General features: G+C 31.4%; 25 protein-coding genes. 15 read left to right on the top strand and 10 right to left on the bottom strand.

Annotation, left to right across the window (positions count from 1 at the left end; all coding sequences use genetic code 11):
- The first annotated feature begins 24 nt into the window (after positions 1-24).
- Positions 25-324 carry a hypothetical protein gene (locus tag BG20_RS05175; protein ID WP_010191816.1) on the top strand — a complete coding sequence of 100 codons (300 nt, stop codon included), beginning with the start codon at positions 25-27 and terminating at the stop codon, positions 322-324.
- 3 nt (positions 325-327) lie between these two features.
- On the opposite strand, the gene BG20_RS05170 is transcribed toward BG20_RS05175, so the two are convergent.
- Positions 328-1,257 carry a COG1361 family protein gene (locus tag BG20_RS05170; RefSeq protein WP_010191814.1) on the bottom strand — a complete coding sequence of 310 codons (930 nt, stop codon included), beginning with the start codon at positions 1,255-1,257 and terminating at the stop codon, positions 328-330.
- 136 nt (positions 1,258-1,393) lie between these two features.
- On the opposite strand from BG20_RS05170, the gene BG20_RS05165 reads away from it, so the two are divergent.
- Together BG20_RS05165 and cysC are read left to right on the top strand one after the other, a co-directional pair.
- Positions 1,394-2,308, top strand: a complete 915-nt coding sequence (locus BG20_RS05165; RefSeq protein ID WP_007402680.1) for a transcription initiation factor IIB — start codon at positions 1,394-1,396, stop codon at positions 2,306-2,308.
- Between the two features lie 153 nt (positions 2,309-2,461).
- Positions 2,462-2,977 carry an adenylyl-sulfate kinase gene (gene cysC / locus BG20_RS05160; protein WP_007402681.1) on the top strand — a complete coding sequence of 172 codons (516 nt, stop codon included), beginning with the start codon at positions 2,462-2,464 and terminating at the stop codon, positions 2,975-2,977.
- Here the strand turns inward: cysC and BG20_RS05155 are convergent.
- From BG20_RS05155 to BG20_RS05135, 5 genes are all read right to left on the bottom strand, one after another.
- A complete protein-coding gene (locus tag BG20_RS05155) occupies positions 2,969-3,784 on the bottom strand; it encodes a 3'(2'),5'-bisphosphate nucleotidase CysQ family protein (RefSeq protein WP_048097082.1) in 816 nt (271 codons plus the stop codon). The two genes, cysC and BG20_RS05155, sit on opposite strands and share 9 nt — an antisense overlap.
- 10 nt (positions 3,785-3,794) lie before the next feature.
- Positions 3,795-4,001: a hypothetical protein gene (locus BG20_RS05150; protein ID WP_048097085.1), complete on the bottom strand. Its 207-nt coding sequence runs from the start codon at positions 3,999-4,001 to the stop codon at positions 3,795-3,797.
- Positions 4,002-4,045: 44 nt separating this feature from the next.
- Complete coding sequence (locus BG20_RS05145; protein WP_048097081.1) at positions 4,046-4,789, bottom strand: SDR family NAD(P)-dependent oxidoreductase; 744 nt, start codon at positions 4,787-4,789, stop codon at positions 4,046-4,048.
- Positions 4,790-5,251: 462 nt separating this feature from the next.
- Positions 5,252-5,647, bottom strand: coding sequence for a hypothetical protein (locus BG20_RS05140; RefSeq protein WP_010191803.1), 396 nt, complete (start codon positions 5,645-5,647; stop codon positions 5,252-5,254).
- A gap of 72 nt (positions 5,648-5,719) precedes the next feature.
- Positions 5,720-6,631, bottom strand: coding sequence for a transcription initiation factor IIB (locus BG20_RS05135; RefSeq protein ID WP_010191801.1), 912 nt, complete (start codon positions 6,629-6,631; stop codon positions 5,720-5,722).
- Between the two features lie 315 nt (positions 6,632-6,946).
- Between BG20_RS05135 and BG20_RS05130 the strand changes: the two genes are divergently transcribed.
- On the top strand, positions 6,947-7,588 hold the full coding sequence (locus BG20_RS05130) for a Snf7 family protein (protein ID WP_010191799.1): 642 nt from the start codon (positions 6,947-6,949) through the stop codon (positions 7,586-7,588).
- A 15-nt stretch (positions 7,589-7,603) separates the two neighbouring features.
- On the opposite strand, the gene BG20_RS05125 is transcribed toward BG20_RS05130, so the two are convergent.
- Complete coding sequence (locus tag BG20_RS05125; protein WP_010191797.1) at positions 7,604-8,074, bottom strand: SDR family oxidoreductase; 471 nt, start codon at positions 8,072-8,074, stop codon at positions 7,604-7,606.
- 423 nt (positions 8,075-8,497) lie between these two features.
- On the opposite strand from BG20_RS05125, the gene BG20_RS05120 reads away from it, so the two are divergent.
- From BG20_RS05120 to BG20_RS05090, 8 genes are all read left to right on the top strand, one after another.
- Positions 8,498-8,758 (top strand): winged helix-turn-helix domain-containing protein, encoded by a 261-nt coding sequence (locus tag BG20_RS05120; RefSeq protein WP_007551729.1) that lies wholly within the window; start codon positions 8,498-8,500, stop codon positions 8,756-8,758.
- 3 nt (positions 8,759-8,761) lie between these two features.
- Positions 8,762-9,793 carry a helix-turn-helix transcriptional regulator gene (locus tag BG20_RS05115; protein WP_010191794.1) on the top strand — a complete coding sequence of 344 codons (1,032 nt, stop codon included), beginning with the start codon at positions 8,762-8,764 and terminating at the stop codon, positions 9,791-9,793.
- On the top strand, positions 9,790-10,578 hold the full coding sequence (locus BG20_RS05110; protein WP_238527521.1) for a hypothetical protein: 789 nt from the start codon (positions 9,790-9,792) through the stop codon (positions 10,576-10,578). The genes BG20_RS05115 and BG20_RS05110 overlap by 4 nt, the downstream gene beginning before the upstream one ends.
- A 29-nt stretch (positions 10,579-10,607) precedes the next feature.
- Positions 10,608-10,784, top strand: coding sequence for a hypothetical protein (locus BG20_RS13210; RefSeq protein WP_238527520.1), 177 nt, complete (start codon positions 10,608-10,610; stop codon positions 10,782-10,784).
- 45 nt (positions 10,785-10,829) lie between these two features.
- Entirely contained in the window at positions 10,830-11,024 is a 195-nt protein-coding gene (locus tag BG20_RS05105; RefSeq protein ID WP_010191790.1) for a hypothetical protein, read from the top strand.
- Positions 11,025-11,068: 44 nt separating this feature from the next.
- Complete coding sequence (locus BG20_RS05100; protein WP_010191787.1) at positions 11,069-11,782, top strand: 7-carboxy-7-deazaguanine synthase QueE; 714 nt, start codon at positions 11,069-11,071, stop codon at positions 11,780-11,782.
- A gap of 64 nt (positions 11,783-11,846) precedes the next feature.
- A complete protein-coding gene (gene folE, locus BG20_RS05095; RefSeq protein WP_007402694.1) occupies positions 11,847-12,404 on the top strand; it encodes a GTP cyclohydrolase I FolE in 558 nt (185 codons plus the stop codon).
- A gap of 42 nt (positions 12,405-12,446) precedes the next feature.
- The gene (locus BG20_RS05090) at positions 12,447-12,698 is read left to right on the top strand and encodes a hypothetical protein (RefSeq protein ID WP_007402695.1); all 252 of its coding nucleotides are present in this window, start codon (positions 12,447-12,449) and stop codon (positions 12,696-12,698) included.
- Between the two features lie 7 nt (positions 12,699-12,705).
- On the opposite strand, the gene BG20_RS05085 is transcribed toward BG20_RS05090, so the two are convergent.
- The 3 genes from BG20_RS05085 to BG20_RS05075 are packed head-to-tail and all read right to left on the bottom strand — an operon-like array spanning position 12,706 to position 15,070.
- Positions 12,706-13,374 carry a 7-cyano-7-deazaguanine synthase gene (locus tag BG20_RS05085; RefSeq protein WP_010191784.1) on the bottom strand — a complete coding sequence of 223 codons (669 nt, stop codon included), beginning with the start codon at positions 13,372-13,374 and terminating at the stop codon, positions 12,706-12,708.
- 16 nt (positions 13,375-13,390) lie between these two features.
- Positions 13,391-14,311 carry a homoserine kinase gene (locus BG20_RS05080; protein WP_010191782.1) on the bottom strand — a complete coding sequence of 307 codons (921 nt, stop codon included), beginning with the start codon at positions 14,309-14,311 and terminating at the stop codon, positions 13,391-13,393.
- Positions 14,312-15,070, bottom strand: a complete 759-nt coding sequence (locus tag BG20_RS05075) for an ATP/GTP-binding protein (protein WP_010191780.1) — start codon at positions 15,068-15,070, stop codon at positions 14,312-14,314. It abuts the gene before it with no gap.
- A 72-nt stretch (positions 15,071-15,142) separates the two neighbouring features.
- On the opposite strand from BG20_RS05075, the gene BG20_RS12160 reads away from it, so the two are divergent.
- From BG20_RS12160 to BG20_RS05065, 3 genes are all read left to right on the top strand, one after another.
- The gene (locus BG20_RS12160) at positions 15,143-15,346 is read left to right on the top strand and encodes a hypothetical protein (RefSeq protein WP_133936244.1); all 204 of its coding nucleotides are present in this window, start codon (positions 15,143-15,145) and stop codon (positions 15,344-15,346) included.
- A gap of 109 nt (positions 15,347-15,455) precedes the next feature.
- Positions 15,456-16,472 (top strand): lysylphosphatidylglycerol synthase transmembrane domain-containing protein, encoded by a 1,017-nt coding sequence (locus BG20_RS05070; RefSeq protein ID WP_010191778.1) that lies wholly within the window; start codon positions 15,456-15,458, stop codon positions 16,470-16,472.
- A 62-nt stretch (positions 16,473-16,534) separates the two neighbouring features.
- Positions 16,535-17,161, top strand: coding sequence for an SDR family NAD(P)-dependent oxidoreductase (locus BG20_RS05065; protein WP_010191777.1), 627 nt, complete (start codon positions 16,535-16,537; stop codon positions 17,159-17,161).
- Positions 17,162-17,422 lie beyond the last annotated feature (261 nt).

Here is a 17,422-nt window from a genome sequence, read left to right as displayed (position 1 = left end):
TAAACATCATTGGAATTTTGAGAATTGATTGAATTAAATAAAAAAATATTTGGAAAAATTACTGTGCAAGAAATTATAGGAGCAGCTCCTCCTGCAATTCCAGACACTAAAAATTTACTAGAAAAAGAGTTTCAAAATTTAATAAATGAACTTAAATCACAAACCAAAGATGATTTAAAAAAATTATTAGATAATCAACTGATAGCAGATAAACAAATTAACAGTAGACCCGGTGCCATGGCTCTAGCACAAGATAAAATTCGATTATTCTCAGATTATAATCAAAAGTATATTCAAATTATTAATGAAAAACTCAATTCCTAATTCTCATTTTTTCTTTAATTTTCTTTTTGTAGATTTTTGATTTTTTCTAATTAATAATGAAATAATTGCTCCTGCAGGAATTCCTATAATTGTTCCAAGACTTACATAAGGAGCTATGAAAAAATCACCTATCCAAATTCCACCATCTGTAGTTAATTCCATAAATGTTCTAGGTCGTAATACCGTAGAAACAATCTGAGATTCTTTTCTCTCTTCTCCAATATCGTCAGTATATGTGACAATGACTTCAAACGGCAATTTATATTCTGAATTTACCTCCTTAATTGGAGTAATAATTCTTGAAATGATGGTTACCGGAGAATTTTTTTGTATAGTTGAAAAAGAATGAGATATTTCACCTCGAAATTGAATATCTTTAGGTGGGATTATCTCAATATTGACATTTTTAATTTCTACATCCTTAGAAATAATTTCAACAATAAATGGAAATTCTGCATTTGAAAAAACTGCTTCCGGCGTGTTGGTATGAATTATTACACTAGGCTCTTTTTTCAGCATAATTGGAATCGCAATGTCCCTAACTGTTGATTGCTGAGGTTCTTTGTTATTACTTACTAAAATTTGGGAATATTTTAGATTAAGAAAATGAATTCCAGGGTTACTATCTGATGAAATTTTAAAATCTACATTTCCTCCAAATGATCCACCTTGAGATAATTTTTCTATTGTTATGTTATTGTTTGAAACTGGAATTAATGCATTATCTTGACTAGTAAATACAAATGAAATATCTTTTTTGTCTTCCCATCCATTATTTTTTATTAATATGGAAATTGATATTGTCCTCCCAATTATGGATTCATCTGGATGTGTTATTTGAATATCCATACTACCTTCCATGCTTTGATTTATTGTCTCTCCATAGACGTATGGTACTAGCGCAAAAATCCCCATTAGAAAAAGGGGTATCATTATAATGAATCTCATCATTTTTACTAGAAATTAATAATGTAATATTCCTATTACGTATTTTTATAGGCTCATTATTTAGGTAAAAATTGACTAATGATTCATAAATACGAAAAATCTGAATACCCTAGAATCGTAAATGGTAAGTAAAGCCAAAAACCCAAAAGAACTGTGTCCGAGATGTGCGCAAGGAAAACTAGTAACTGATAATGAATCAGGTGAGATGTTTTGTTCCAAATGTGGATTTGTAATGAGTGAAAAATTACAAGAGTCTGGACCAGAATGGAGGTCATTTACGCAAGATGAACATGGAGATAGGGCAAGAGCAGGGGCACCAACATCATTAACAATGCACGATATGGGTCTTGCAACTATAATCAACCCTATTAACAAAGATGCCACTGGAAAACCACTTTCAGCATCAATGAAAAGTACAATTGAAAGGCTAAGAACTTGGGATAATAGAAGTCAAGTTCATGAACCAGTTGACAGAAACTTTAGACAAGCGTTTAGCGAATTAAATAGATTAAAAGACAAATTAGCAATTTCTGACGCTGTTATTGAAAAAGCAGCATACATTTACAGAAAAGCCTTGGATAAGGGTTTAGTTAGAGGACGATCAATATCTGCTTTAATGGCATCTGCACTTTATGCAGCTTGTCGTGACACAGAAACCCCACGAAATCTAAAAGATGTAGAACAAGCAGCTAATATCAAGAGAAAAGACATTGCAAGATGTTACAGATTACTAATCAAAGAATTGGATCTAAAAATGCCAGTTACCGATTCAATTCAATGTGTTGCAAGAATTGCAAGTAGAATTGGAATTGCTGAAAAAACAAAAAGATACGCAGTTAACGTATTAAAACAAGCACAAGAAAATGAGGTTTCTGCAGGTAAAGATCCTATGGGGCTTGCTGCTGCTGCCTTGTATCTTTCATGTGTTAAAAACGGTGAGGATAAAACACAAAGAGATATTGCAGAAGCAGCTAATGTAACTGAAGTAACTATCAGAAATAGATACAAAGGACTTAGAGATTCTTTAGATCTTTAATCATCAAATTTCTACCTAGTTTTATCAAATTATAAATTATTTAGAACAAATTCGGTTACCTGTAAAATAAGCAAAATTAGAAATAAAATAAGATTTTTATTCAAAATGATACCAACGTAAACTCTTTAAGACCTATTTTAGAAATTTTAAATTATGAAACCATTTGTTTTGTGGATGACCGGCCTACCATGTTCAGGTAAGACTACAATTGTCAAAGAACTTCAAAAAGATATTCCAAATCTAGCAATGCTTGACGGAGATGAATTAAGAGAGTGGTTTTCACCAAAGGACTTTTCTAAAGCCGGAAGAGATGAACACAACAAAAGAGTAGCTCATCTGGCAAAATTATTACTAAAACATGGTGTTCCATCTGCAGTTTCTCTTGTTTCTCCATATAAGGAAAATAGAGATAATGCAAGAGAGATAATTAATTCAGGAGATCAATTTGCAGAATGTTATGTTAAATGTTCAGTTGAAAAATGTGAACAAAGAGATGTCAAAGGAATGTATGCCAAGGCAAGAAAAGGTGAGATTAAAGGATTTACAGGAATTGATGATCCGTATGATGCTCCACAAAACCCTGATTTGCTAATTGATACAGAGCATGAATCATTAACAGATAGTGCAAAAAAGGTAAAAGAATTTCTAAAAAAGAGAAACCTAATCTAATCTTTTAAACTCTTTAACAATTTCGTCATGTATTAATCCATTAGTGACTAAAATTCCATTTTGATGGTTTACTATTTTATTATTATATGTGATATCATTCCCTGACATATCAGTCATTTTTCCACCTGCTTCAGAAATCAAACAATATGATGCCGCAGAGTCCCATTCTTTCATTTTATTGGTTGTAGTAATGTACGCTTCTGCTTCTCCAGAACTTATTTTTCCTACTTTTAATGAGCTACCTATACTTGTAAAATCTCTAATTCCTAATTTTTTGATAAACATTTTTTCTTTTTCTGAAAGATGATGTCTCGATCCAACTACTTTACACTTTGAAAGATCTGATACTTTAGTTACTGCTATTTCCTCCCATCTTCCTTTTGAAAATCTAAAAGCTCCACATCCTTTCTGTGCTGCAAAAATAATTTTTTCTGTAGGCCATCCAATAACCCCAATTATTGGTTTTTTATTTTTAACAAGTGCAATCATCACAGTAAATTCTCCTGTTTTGTCAATAAAATCAGAAGTACCATCAAGAGGATCAACTATCCAAATGGTCTCTTCTGCAAGTCTCTTAAGATCATCTTTATCTTCCTCAGATAAAATTTTATGATTAGTTTTTGATAAAATTGTCTTTATAATTTCATTACTTTTTAAATCTGCTTCAGTAATTGGTGAATCATCACTTTTTGTGAACGTTTCATATTTACTTTCATATATCTCTAAAATTGATTTTCCTGCTTCATATGCCGCTTCAATAGCCAAATCTAATTCTGGCATTTTATCTAAAATTGGAATATTCTTCAACTGTAATTACCTAAGTTGTTAATTCTGGTTTTAATGTCCAGACAACCCCTAGAACAATAAATGGTATTGACATTATTCCAATAATTGCAAGTATGATATTGAATTGAGTTGCTGAGACTTGAGGATTATTTACTACCCATGGAAGTGGTAATGTGATAACTACCCAAATTACCCCTAATAGGATAATTAACTTGGCCTTTTTCTTCCTATCTGTCATCATCATCCTAAGTACTCTTTTAGCAGTATTAAATCCATGTGGATTTACTTGATAGATTCTCCACCATCTACAGTAAGTATTGCTCCAGTTGTCCAGGCAGCGTCATCTGATACAAAATATAAAATTGCTTTAGCTACCTCATCAGGCTGGCCAATTCTTCCTAATGGGTGCTCATTATTCATAAAATCTCTATCTTTCTCAGTTTTCAAAAATGGCTTTGTCATATCTGTATCAACAACACCTGGACAAATACAATTTACCCGAATTTTGTCCTTTGCATATTCTAATGCCCAACATTTTGTTAGAATAATCATCCCAGCCTTTGATGCAGAATATGCATCTGCATTAAATCCTTGATAGGCTTTTAGTCCTGCATCAGATGAGATATTTACTATTGAACCTGATGTTTTTTTTAAATAAGGAATTGCTACTTTAGTAAATCTGAATTGCCCTGTTAGATTTACATCCAAAACTTCATTCCATTCAAATTCTTCAATTTCATGTAATTGTTTTATTTTCGGGAATATTCCTGCATTATTTATCAAAATGTCTAATTTACCAAATTTTTTAACAGTCTGCTCTACAACTTTTTTAACATCATTTTCATTTCTTATATCAGCTGTTATCCCAACTGAATTTGGAATCTCATTTACCGCATTTTCTAATCTTTTAGAATCCTTTGCAGTAATGACTACATTTGCACCATTTTCTGCAAAAATTTTAGCAGTTGCAAATCCAATACCTCTACTACCACCTGTAACAATTGCAACTTTTCCAGATAACTTCAATATCTTTTTGGATAAATTTCGTAATTTATAGCTCTTTAAACAATTGATAACTGTTTTCGATTTTTGTGACTCTTCAGAGTAAATTCTCAATTTGAAATTTTTTATTATTTCTCAAAAACTTCAAATGTGTTATTTTCATAATTCTGAATTTTAAAAATTAAATTTCAAGTCAAAATTCTTTTCGATAAATTATCAAACATACATCATCCTATTCTTTCTATTTTTGAGTTTTATACCTGATAATTCATTATATAATTATTTCATAAAACTGTATTAAATCTTATAATATTTCATGTTAAATCTTAAATAGTTAAAGTAAGTATAACATTTAATGCCGAAGGATATAATTCCTATCGACTAAAACTGCGTTGCCCCGCAGAACGAAAAAGGCTATCAGGAATAATAATGTCCTGACCACGAGAGGTAATCTCTCAAAGTTCTGCAGTAAAGGGGTAAACGCCTCTAATTTCTTAAAATATCGACCGATACCGAACCCATTTCGTTACCATTTGGATTAATTTCAATGACGATTTTTTGTTGGTTCACAATTGAAAATTCTTTTCTACCTTCATAATCCCAAGTATAATACTCTGATATTCCAGTTTGATGTACTGTTCCTTTGAGCTTAAAATTTTCTGAAAAATCATAATTCTCACCTTTTAAAATAATAGTAAGCAATTGAGGGCTATCTCCATTTGGAACAAATTTAAAAATATAATTTCCATCATTGATCACAAATTCATTTAAGTAAATTCCATTTTTGTATAAATTAGAATCAGCTAAAGTAGCATGAAAAACCACATTGCTATTTTTAGTATCATTTTGATTAAAAGATAATCCTAATACAACTAATACCAATCCTGCTAAAATAATAATTATTTTTTATTCATTTTAATTACTTACTAATTTCATTATTAAAATAAATTTCAATTATAACTCCAATGCTTCCTTCAAACCTTTGTATCTATTTCTGATAGTTACTTCCGTAACTCCAGCAGCAACTGCAATATCTTTCTGTGTTTTATCCTCACCATTTTTAACACATGAAAGATACAAGGCAGCAGCAGCAAGCCCCATAGGATCTTTGCCTGCAGAAAGTTCAATCTTAGCAGCTTGATCTAAAATTTCGATTGCTTTTCTTTTTGTTTTCTCTGATAGCCCTGCATTACTAGAAATTCTTGAAATACATTTTACAGGATTTACAACTGGCATTTTTAGATCCAATTCTCTTAATAATAATCTGTAACATCTTGCAATGTCTTTTCTCTTGATATTGATGCTATTTGCAACATCTGATAATGTTCTAGGAGTCTCAGTATTTCTGCATGCAGCATAAAGAGATGCAGCGATAAGACCAGGAATTGATCGTCCTCTAACTAAACCCTTATCCAAGGCTTTTCTGTAAATATATGCTGTTTTTTCAATTACCGTATCAGATAGGGCGAGTTTAGTTTTCAATCTATCTAATTCACTAAACGCTTGTCTAAAGTTTCTGTCAACTGGTTCATGAACTTGACTTCTATTATCCCAAGTTCTTAGCCTTTCAATTGTACTTTTCATTGATGCTGAAAGTGGTTTTCCAGTGGCATCTTTGTTAATAGGGTTGATTATAGTTGCAAGACCCATATCGTGAATAGCTAAAGAAGTTGGTGTGCCTGTTCTAGTCCTATTATCCCCCTCATCTTTAGAAAATGACCTCCATTCTGGTCCTTCTTGTTCAACCCTATCTGTAGCAACAAAGCCACATTTGGAACAAAACATCTCTCCAGTATTAGAATCTGTTAAAATCGCTCCTCTGTTACAACGTTGACATCTGCTAGTGGAATCAACTTTTTGACCCATAAATTCAGAAATTCATCTTCATTCATGCTTAAAAAGATTTGAAGGATACAAAAATCAGCTATTTTCAATGATTTCAGACCTAAAAAAATATTTAAATACAATTATTTTTTCCACACAAGCATATAATGGTAAAATGTCCACTGTGCGGAGAATCGCTAAATAACAATTCTGTGATTCCTAGTCACATCCAAAAAATCCATCCCCAAAGAATCCCAATCCTAAATCTTTAGGAACGGCATCTAGTTAGTCTTATTTTATTTCTTGTTAAGCAATATTTACACCTGAGACGAAATACAATTTACAGAATCTAACTTATTGTCAAATTTACAAAATAAATGGAATAAGCAACAAAAACCAGGAATTTCTGATAAAATTAATGATACAATTAAACCAAAAGGTCCACTAAAACCTAAAATCCTAAATGGAATCAAAAAATTGCAAACACAAATCGCTAAACTTGATTCAATGATTACAAAATTAAATGAGAGAGACAGTAAACTTTTCAAAAGAATAGTTGAAGCAACCCAATCACATGATATGAATACAAGTAGAGTTTTGTCTAAAGAATTAGTTGAGGTAAGAAAAACAACAAAAATTTTGAGTAATGCTAGAATAGCATTAGAACAAATTGAATTAAGACTAACAACTTATCATGATCTTGGTGATACAGTAGTTACTATAATGCCTACAATAGGCCTGATGAAAAATCTTAAATCATCACTTCTAAAATTCATGCCAAATGCTGATCAAGAAATCAATCAAATGGCACAAATGTTAGGTGGATTTATGACTGATAGTTTCTCAAGTGATGCTACATTTGGAATGGATGAAACTACAAATTCTGAATCTGAGAAGATTTTACAAGAAGCAACAGCAGTAGCTGAAAGTTCTGTTGGAAACAGATTTCCATCGACTCCCGCTACTACAGGAATTTCAACTAAAAGTAAATTTTACTAGAATTCTAGTTTAACTTTATAGAGATTCTCTAGATTCTTTAATCTGCTTAACTTTTGAGCCTTCATTATCTATTATTCTATCAATCCCAGATAACTTATCTCTTAAATTATTGATTAGTGACCCTACCTCATCTGCCTCGTTTTCAACCTGTTGTCTTTTTTGAGCAAGTTCTCTAATCCCTCTATTTTCCTCTTCAATATACTGACTTACCTTTTCTAACTTTTCTTTAAGATTTTTAATGTCTACGGATTCTTCTTCAATATCCTTCTCTAAAACAGTCCTTTTATCTTTAAGATTTTTTATCATTAAACCCACATAATCAACTGCTTCCTCCAATTTTGCACGTTTACCCATTAATTCTACAATTCCAATCTCTCCTACAGTTTCATTAGGTGAAACATCTCTAGATTTCATAGTGTTTTGCTCATCAGGAGATCTCTCCTGTGTCATTTCTCCACCCTCTTCTTTTTTGAATTTATCAAACATTTTATGTACTCTTTTCAAAATGAGAATAAAAAGTTATTATGAATCTTAAGATGACTAACTGAATGATTTTTTGATAAATGGAAAAGCAATTTTATCTTATTTTTTAGTTAAATATACAGAATTGCTGTTTCACATTGCGTTCTTTATATATTAAAATCAAATAAATCAAATCAAAAATCAAGATAAAATCAAATACAAATCAACAAAAATTGTTTTTTGGAAAAATAGATTTTTTTTGTAAAAATTTCAGGAATGAGAAATTTTTAGATTTTTCATCAATATCATTAATTTTAGTCAAAATCACCCATTTCATGGAACAAAACACCCGTTCCGCTATGTGTTCCGCTACAAAGTTTCAAAATGTTCCTCATTAACCAATTAGTTCTATACTAACACATGTTAAAACAACAATACAGGTCCGAAATGGGCATAATGGGTGACATCTTGGATGTAACTGCCGATGGCGGTCGTTCTGGAGTCATTGTATCTGCAATCTCTCGCAAAGCCAACCTATCTCACTATGCAGTCCTAGACAAATGTGAGAAACTGGTAGAAGCAGGCTTAGTCGAATCAGTCAAAAATGACAGAAATAGGGTCTTTTTGATAACTGAAAAGGGACTTCAATTTTTCCAGGAATTTAAGCGATTCCAGGGATTAGTTGAGAGTATGAATTTGAGGTACTAACCAATGAACCCAGAAATCGTGCCCATTTCTAGAGAAGAGTCTATTCGAGAAGATGGAATGCTTTTTGTAAGGACTGATGGTATCCTCGAAACAATGGTTAAAGCCCCTTTGATACTTGCTGGGTTAATTATTGCAATAGTAGTGATGCCAATTCAGACCTCATTCAGTTCTTCACGAACTCTTGAACTAACAATCTATTCTGATGGATCCACACATGTATCTTCAAAAATAGATGTGGATCCATTAGAACCTGATTTTGAGCTTGATTTGTTTGGTCAATCTATAGATAATTTTGTTGCAGTAAGTGATTCTGGATTTTTGTTATCAGAAGAAATAGTTGGTAACAAAGCAATAATTAACAAATTTGGCTCATCCAGTATTACCATTGATTATGATATTCATGATTTAATTTCCAAAGAAGGACGAGTTTGGACATTCTCATTTAATTCTCCATCTGATTTTACACTATTAATGCCAAAAAATTCAGTTATAGTTGGTATGACTGGTTTACCAAACAATATGGAAATTCTAGATGAAAAAACTAAACTTGATCTTACTGCTGGATTAACTGAAATAAACTATATCTTTACACCAGTAAACCAAATCACTCACAATCCAACCATCCAAAATGAATCATCGTTTAATTATTCTAATGCTGCCATTATTGGTGGTCCAATCATAGCTGCAATAGCTGGAATGATATTTTTATTAAAAAGAAAACAATCAAAATCATTACCACAAATCCCCCAAACCGAATCCATTTCTCAACTTCAAACTGAAGCAAAATCTGTTGATGTAAAAACAATATTTGATTTTAGACCAGAAATGCGTGAAGATGACAAAGAAATTGTAAAATTTATTTTTGATAATGGAGGGCAAGTACTTGAAAGTGATTTAAGAAAGAAATTCCTTCAACCAAGAACCACTATGTGGAGAGCTGTAAAGAGATTGGAAAGATTAGGAGTGATTGAAATTGATAAAAAAGATTTACAAAATTTGGTAAAACTAAAAAAAGATTTGGAGGAAGAAAATTGAAAAAAGTAACCTTCCCCATCCTGTTGATTTTAGTATCTAGTATGATTTTTGGAGGTATGACTCATACTGTTCAAGCCCAGACTGATCCATCAATTCTTCTTAAAATTGCAAAACAAGCCCAAAACCAACTTGAAAATCAAATAAATCAAGATTCGTCAGATAAAGCAAAGCAACTTTTCAGAGAGGGCACTCAACAAATGAAAGCATTAGAGGAATCTCTTGCAAATAATGATGTAGAATCAGCAAAAAAATATTTCCTTTCTACAATGAGAATATTCAAAGAGGTATCTCAACAATTAACCAACAATAAATCACCTCAAACAGAAATGGCAACTCTTAAAGCTACAACAGAAGATCCATCTGCTGACCTACTTAGGTTGCAAGATTATTCTGATAACATTAAGACAATTGCTAAAAAATACAACACATCAATTGATTTCTCTGACCTAGATGATCTCTTTGTAATAGCAAAAAAGCAAATTAGGGCTAAACAATTTGATGATGCGCTACAAACAATAGGTCAAATCAAGCAAATTACTATAGATCTTAATAATAAAATACGTGAATATGCATCTCAGCAAGAACAATCTCGTGCTAAAGATTATGCCCAAAAATATTTGGAGCAACTTGATAGATTAATTGAAAATGCAAAAAATCAAGGTTTATCTGAAAATATTATTCAAAAACTTGAATCTGCTAGAGAAAGTCTATCCTCAACAACCGATCCACACGAGATAATTAACCAGATTAAAAAATTATATCAATTAAAGAACAATTTGAATTAACAAAAAATGATCGACTAGAATCTAGAGTTATGCAAGTTGAAAAAACATTACTCAAATTATCAAATTCTGATAAATTAACCAAGTCTGAACTAGAAAATGCTAAAAAAACACTTCAAACAATTAAGCGTCAATTAGCACAAGGTGATTTTGATTCAGCAAATGAATTAATACGTTCGTTGGCAACTCTATTAGATCAATTTCAATAGTATTCTAACATAAACTTCATATACATTTTCTAAACAGAATTGAGCATGGCTTCTAAAGCAATTACTGCTGGCGTTGGAATTCCGATGATTGTAGTTGGTGCTTTGATGGCTTGGTTAATGGCTCCATTTCAAGGTGATATGCAAAATACAGTAGAATTTGTGGGAAGCTTGATTGGAATTTTAGGTGTAGTTTTCTTCATTTCTGGTTTATTCTATACAAAAGAACCTGTAATGCACTGATCAAAACTCATTGAATAAATAATGAAAAAATATACAACAATTACTTGAAAGTTAGATTATTTGAGATATTTACTTCAGTTGAAGGAGAAGGAATTCTTTATGGAACAAAAACTCTTTTTGTTAGATTAGCTGGTTGCCCATTTACTTGCTTTTATTGTGATACCAAAGAATCACTTCCACTTGATTCTGGACAAGAATATTCAATTGAAGAAGCATGTACACTGATTGATTCTAATCTTAAAAATCAAACATACAAAGTAAATTTTACTGGTGGCGATCCATTGATTCAACATGAAGCAGTAGCTAAACTTGCAAAACACATTCAAACTAAAAAAATTCCAACTTATCTAGAATCTTCATGTTTTGATTCTGATAGATTTAATCATGTATTGCCATTTTTTGATATTATTAAAATTGAATTTAAAACTAAGGACTCTGATTTTATAGATCTTAAACATTATGAGCGATTAATTGATAATGCAATGAAATGTCTTAAGCTATCGGTTGGATCTAAAAAAACCACATATATCAAAATAGTTGTTAGCTCTAAAACCAAATTAGAAGATTTTAAAGATTTAGTAAATAAAATATTTAATATAATTTCAAAGAAAGATATTGATGGATTTATTATTCAACCAACATATGGTATTGCAGAACCTTCGTTAGATTTATTGTTAAATTTATACGATATTGTTTATCCACATTATATTGACGTCAAAGTTGTGCCCCAACTTCATAAATTTATTGGGGCTCCATAATATTACCACCAGCCTAGAATTCAGACTAGGTTCAAATACTAGAAAAAATCTGTGAATATATCAAATGGATCAAGAACGTGTAAAAAAACTCGTTAGAGAATTAATCATTGAAATTGGTGAGGATCCCACACGTGAGGGTCTTAAGGATACCCCAGAAAGAATTGCAAATATGTACAAGGAGATATTTGGCGGTTATGAGTCTGATTCTGAATTATCAGTTCAATTCTCTGAAGACTCTGATGTTGTTGTAGCACGTAATATTCAGTTTTATTCGATGTGTGAACACCACATGTTGCCTTTCTTTGGAAAGATTCACATTGCTTATTCTCCTAATGGCAGAGTTTTTGGCATCTCAAAATTAGTACGACTAGTTGAAAAATACTCTAAAAGATTACAAATCCAAGAGCGATTAACCAAGAATATAGCTGATGAGCTATTTGTTCAAGGCGTAAAGGGAGTTGTAGTACTAGCTGATGCAGAACATCTTTGTATGAAAATGCGAGGAGTTAGAAATGATGCAACGCTTACCACTTCTGCATATAGAGGAATTTATGAAAATAAAGAAGAGAAAGAGAGTATTATGACTATGATTAGAAGACGTTCCTCTGACGTATCACTATAGCTTTCCTGAAAAATTAAATACTCTCTCTTTTACAAACAGTTCATGGGAGCTAATCCTAACGTCCACATTCCAAAAGAATCATGGCCTAATTGGACATGGTATGCAATTGAATTTGGAATTGTTATTGCAGTTTCCATGTTAGTTTCAAGAGAAATAACAAATTCCATAGTGGGATTAACCCCAGAAATCCAAAATTATGTCTTTATGGGAATTGTTGGAGGAATATTCTTTATTTGGTATATGATAATTAGAAATTTTGTTTTTAAAAGAAAGATTCTTGAAAATAAATACTAAATTTATTTCAAATATTTTGTCTTTCAATGATGTCAGCTTTTTGAAATGCTGTTTTTCTATTATTACATGATTCACAAACCCCACAATGAAATTTTTGATTTGAATAACAACTCCATGTTTTGAAAATAGAATCATCCAGCATCTTAAAACCAATCTTTAACAAATCACTTTTTGAAATTCCTTCACGATAAGGAGACCATATTTGGATGTTTTTTCTTAATCCAGAATTAATACCATCAATCTCACCTAGATTAAAAGCAGATTCAAGTTTTTTTGTAAATATTGGTCTGCAATCTGGATAATGTTTATCACCAGTATGTGCACCGTATGCTACAAGTGACGCATTAAGAGTATATGCCCATGCTGATGCAATTGATAAAAACACTGCATTTCTAATTGGAACTACAATAGAGTAATCAAATGCACTTGGGATTTTTCTCTTTGAACTAGTTAATACATTAGAGTCTCCATACAGTTCTTTCATAAAACCAATATCGATAATTTTATGTTGTTTTAATCCAAGTTTTTTTGCAAAAGCTTTTGCTGAATTAATTTCTCTATTGGCCTTTTGGCCATATGAAAAGGAAATTCCATAAAGATCATATTTTGATTTTAAATGACTAACCATACAAACTGAATCAATTCCACCACTGAATACAATAACTGCTTTTTTCATAATTTTTCTTCCAAAATTATTTAATTACTGTTGCACCTTTACTAGGTTTACAAATTACGATTTGACATTTAGTATTTGCCGATGCAAATCCCTTAGACATTGCCAAACTAATTTTCTTTAGATCTCCTAAACTATCTGAAAATGCAATTACTGAAGGTCCAGCACCACTAATAGTTACACCAAACGCACCAGCCTTCATTGCATTTTCTTTAACTTTAGCAAATCCTGGAATCATATGCTGTCGTGCAGGCTCTACAATGACATCTATTATGGAATTTCCTATCAATTTAGGATCTTTTTTCATAAATCCAGCGACAACTGCTGAAGCATTTGACAAGTTTGTTACACTATCAATTAATCTAACTTTTTTTGGTATTACACCACGTGATACTTTAGTTTTCTTTTTTGGAACTTCAAGTTTTGGAACTGCGATACACATCCTCATATTCATTGGTGGTTCAATTTTTATTACATTTAGAGGATTTGTTCTCACTATTACAAATCCTCCTAGTACTGATGCTGCTACATTATCATAATGAATTGTTCCTGCACTTGCTTTTTCTCCAGTTCCAGCAAATTCTACAAGTGTATTTCCATCTAATTTCAATCCATACATCTTATCAAATGCAATTACGGTTGCCGCAGCAGAAGCAGCACTACTACCCATTCCAAATCCAGCAGGAACTCCTTTTTTGATTTTAATTTCTATACCGTCTTTAATTTTGAATCTTTTAATCATATTTTTAACAACTAACCCTGCTGTATTGTTTTCTGGATTTGTTGGGATATTGTCATCAGTAATTATACTAACAGCGCTTTTTGTTTTGGTTAATGTAATTTCATCAAAAAACGCATCAACTGCTAACCCGAACACATCAAATCCTGGACCTAAATTTGCAGTAGATGATGGTGCTCTGACAGTGATACTTGATACCAACTAATCTTCTACCTCCTCACCCAAATTAAGAATTCTGCTTAGAGCTCCTTCTAAATTTACTAATCCATTTCCAGTAACATTGGAAACTGGGATTAATCCCTGAGCAAAACCTCCTAGATTTAAACCACGTAAAATGTTTGTAGTTAGACTGTATGTTTCACCATCTGTTTCTGCAGCAATAGCATTTTCTAATAATTTAATATTGCTAGACCAATCTATGATATTTCTTAGTTTAGTACCAATTAGATCTGTTTTAGTAATAACATTGATTGTTGGTAAACCTAATCGTAATTTTATTGAAGTTGCAAGAAGTGCAATTGATACAAAATTTACAGGAGTTGTTACTAGTGCACCATCAAAAAGAAATATGCTTGTTTTTTCTTCAGATGAAATATTTTCAACAACAAATCTGCCACTAGAACGATATGCAAATAATTCAATTTGACCTGGAGTATCTACAATTAGATAATCTGGATTGACTTTGTTAATTTGCTCCTGAATTTCATCAATCTTTGAAGCAATTAGGTCATTTGCCATTACTACAGCACCGTTTGGACCTAAATCATATTGTTGCATTATGTCTATCACATTTACATAATCTCTAACATCAATATCACATGTGTAAGGTAAATTTTGAACACCAGGATCTAAATTCAATACAGCTGCAAACGCACTATTCTTTGTATAATACTCGTAAAGTTTTGATGTTAAAAGAGATTTTCCTGCCCCTGCTGTTCCTGTTACAAAAATTGATTTCAATTCTAACTAAATTTTTCTTCTAGGCTTATATTTCAAACTAGTTTAGATATCATTTTTTAAAAAAATGCCATATTGGTAATCATTAATGAAGTAAAATTCCGACTGATCTATAACATCAAACATTTTATGAAATATGTGATTCCTAATTCTGTTGATGAAAAAGAGACTCAACTAAAAGAATTAGTCATAAAATTATTAAAAGAAAAAAACTTTTCAAATTATGAACTTTTAGATTCATTATTTTCTGAAGTTAAAGATGAAATTAAAACACGCTAACAAACTACCAATTTCTTAGATTTATTCACAATTCACGCCTAGATGTAGATATCAATGTATTACTAAATTTAGTCAACTTTCATATTTGAATCTGTAAAAAAAATTATTGATGAACTGGAGAATAATTGCCATTCCTGCTACTCTCATTCCCATTTTAATAATTGCAATCAGATTTGATATAAAATTTGAAGATGTATTGGCAATTGGAATTATCCCGTTTGTTTTAGCTGTTGTTTCTATGATAATTAAACTAGGCCTTCAAGGAATAAAATTTGCATACATTGCACAAAAATATCTTGGAAAATTTGATTCATTTTGGAAGTTATGCGGTGTTAGAGTTGGAAGCGAATTTATCAAATTTACCACTCCGATGTTTGTAGGTGCAGAATTTGTTGTAATTTACTATTTACATAAAAAAGGAGTTGCACCTTCCAAATCAACTTGGATTGCAATAATGGATATTGTTACTGAAGTTTTTGCAGGAGGCTTGTTGTCAATTATGGCTGGTATATTTGCATTGATGAATGGGGCATATGTTATAGGAGCTTTAATTTTGGGAATTAGTATAACAATTACTTCATTATGGATGGTTTTGTTCTTTTTGTCATCAAGGAGAACTTTCCAAGTTCCCAAAGTCTTTGTTAGGTTAGTAAAAAAATTTAGTAAAGAAAAAGGTGTAAAGTATATTGATCAAACTAATTCATGGATGGAAGAAGTTTGTACAATGAGTAGAAAAAATCTTCGAACATCAGAATCAAAAAAAGTATTTACTGTCTCTTTTCTATTTTCCCTAGCGTCTTGGTCGTTTTATGGAATCTCTTTTATGATAATTGCGATGGGAACTGGATACATTATTGATACTTTCCATTCAATTATGGCAGTAATGGGTGCAAACGCAATTGGAAACTTGCCAATTACAGTAGGAGGTTCTGGATTGGCTGAGTTTGGCATTATTGCATATCTGAATAACTTGGATCCGTTCAATCTTACTATTCCACAAGGGACAGTTACATGGGATGCAGTAATTGGTTGGAGAATTGCAACATATTATGTTCCTATTTTAGTTACATGGCTTTTACTTGTAAAACTAGCCTTGAGCAAAATCAAAAAGAATGAAAATTTGTAGAACGCTTTATACAATATTTACATAAACGAAAGCACTTTATCTTTTGATGAATTTTTTGATTTATGGACTTTAAAGATAAAGTTGTACTAATTACAGGCGCTTCATCTGGAATTGGTAGAGAAACCGCTGTACAATTTGCTAAAAAAGGTTCTAATTTGATTCTAGTTGCAAGAAGAAAAGAAAAACTAGAACAACTTGATAATGCTCTAAAAACTTATCAAATTTCTACTCTAGTTTGTGAATGTGATGTTTCTGATAAACTACAAGTAGAAAATATGTCAAAACTTGTTTTAGAAAAATTTGGACATGTTGATATTTTGATAAATAACGCTGGATTTGCTATCTATGGATCCGTTTCTGATTTAACAATTGATGAGATAGAATCACAAATGGCAACAAATTATTTTGGCATGATCTATTGCATCAAAAATTTTCTTCCATCAATGATTCAAAAAAAATCTGGGCACATTGTTAATGTTGCATCTGTCGCTGCAAGCATTGGTTTGCCTGGTATTGCATCTTATTGTGCATCCAAGTTTGCAATGTTGGGTTTTTCTGAAGGTCTAAAACATGAGCTTAAAGGTTCTGGTGTTGGAATTACTGTTGTGAGTCCAATAATGGTTAGAACTAACTTTTTTGATAATCCATCATTTCAAAAAAATGCCAAAATTCTCTTTATCACTAAGTGATGTAACTGTTGCAAAAACAGTTCTAAGAGCAGCAAATTCTCCAAGATTAGAGATTATTGTTCCTTCAATAGTCCGTGGAGCTGTATGGTAAAAAACACATTTCCGTATTTAATTAATCCAATTTTAGGAATGGCTTTTAAAAGTAAATATTCTAAGTGACTGATACTATTCTTCTAAATCTTCATCTGAGGATGCACTAGAGCCAACATCAAGTAATTCCATTGTTTTTAACTCAAATTGATATATTGCATTCATATCAAT

The organism is Candidatus Nitrosarchaeum limnium BG20, from assembly GCF_000241145.1.
GTDB classification, from domain to species: domain Archaea; phylum Thermoproteota; class Nitrososphaeria; order Nitrososphaerales; family Nitrosopumilaceae; genus Nitrosarchaeum; species Nitrosarchaeum limnae.
Note: the sequence above shows the minus strand (reverse complement) of the source record. Positions and strands in the feature narration are given on the sequence as shown.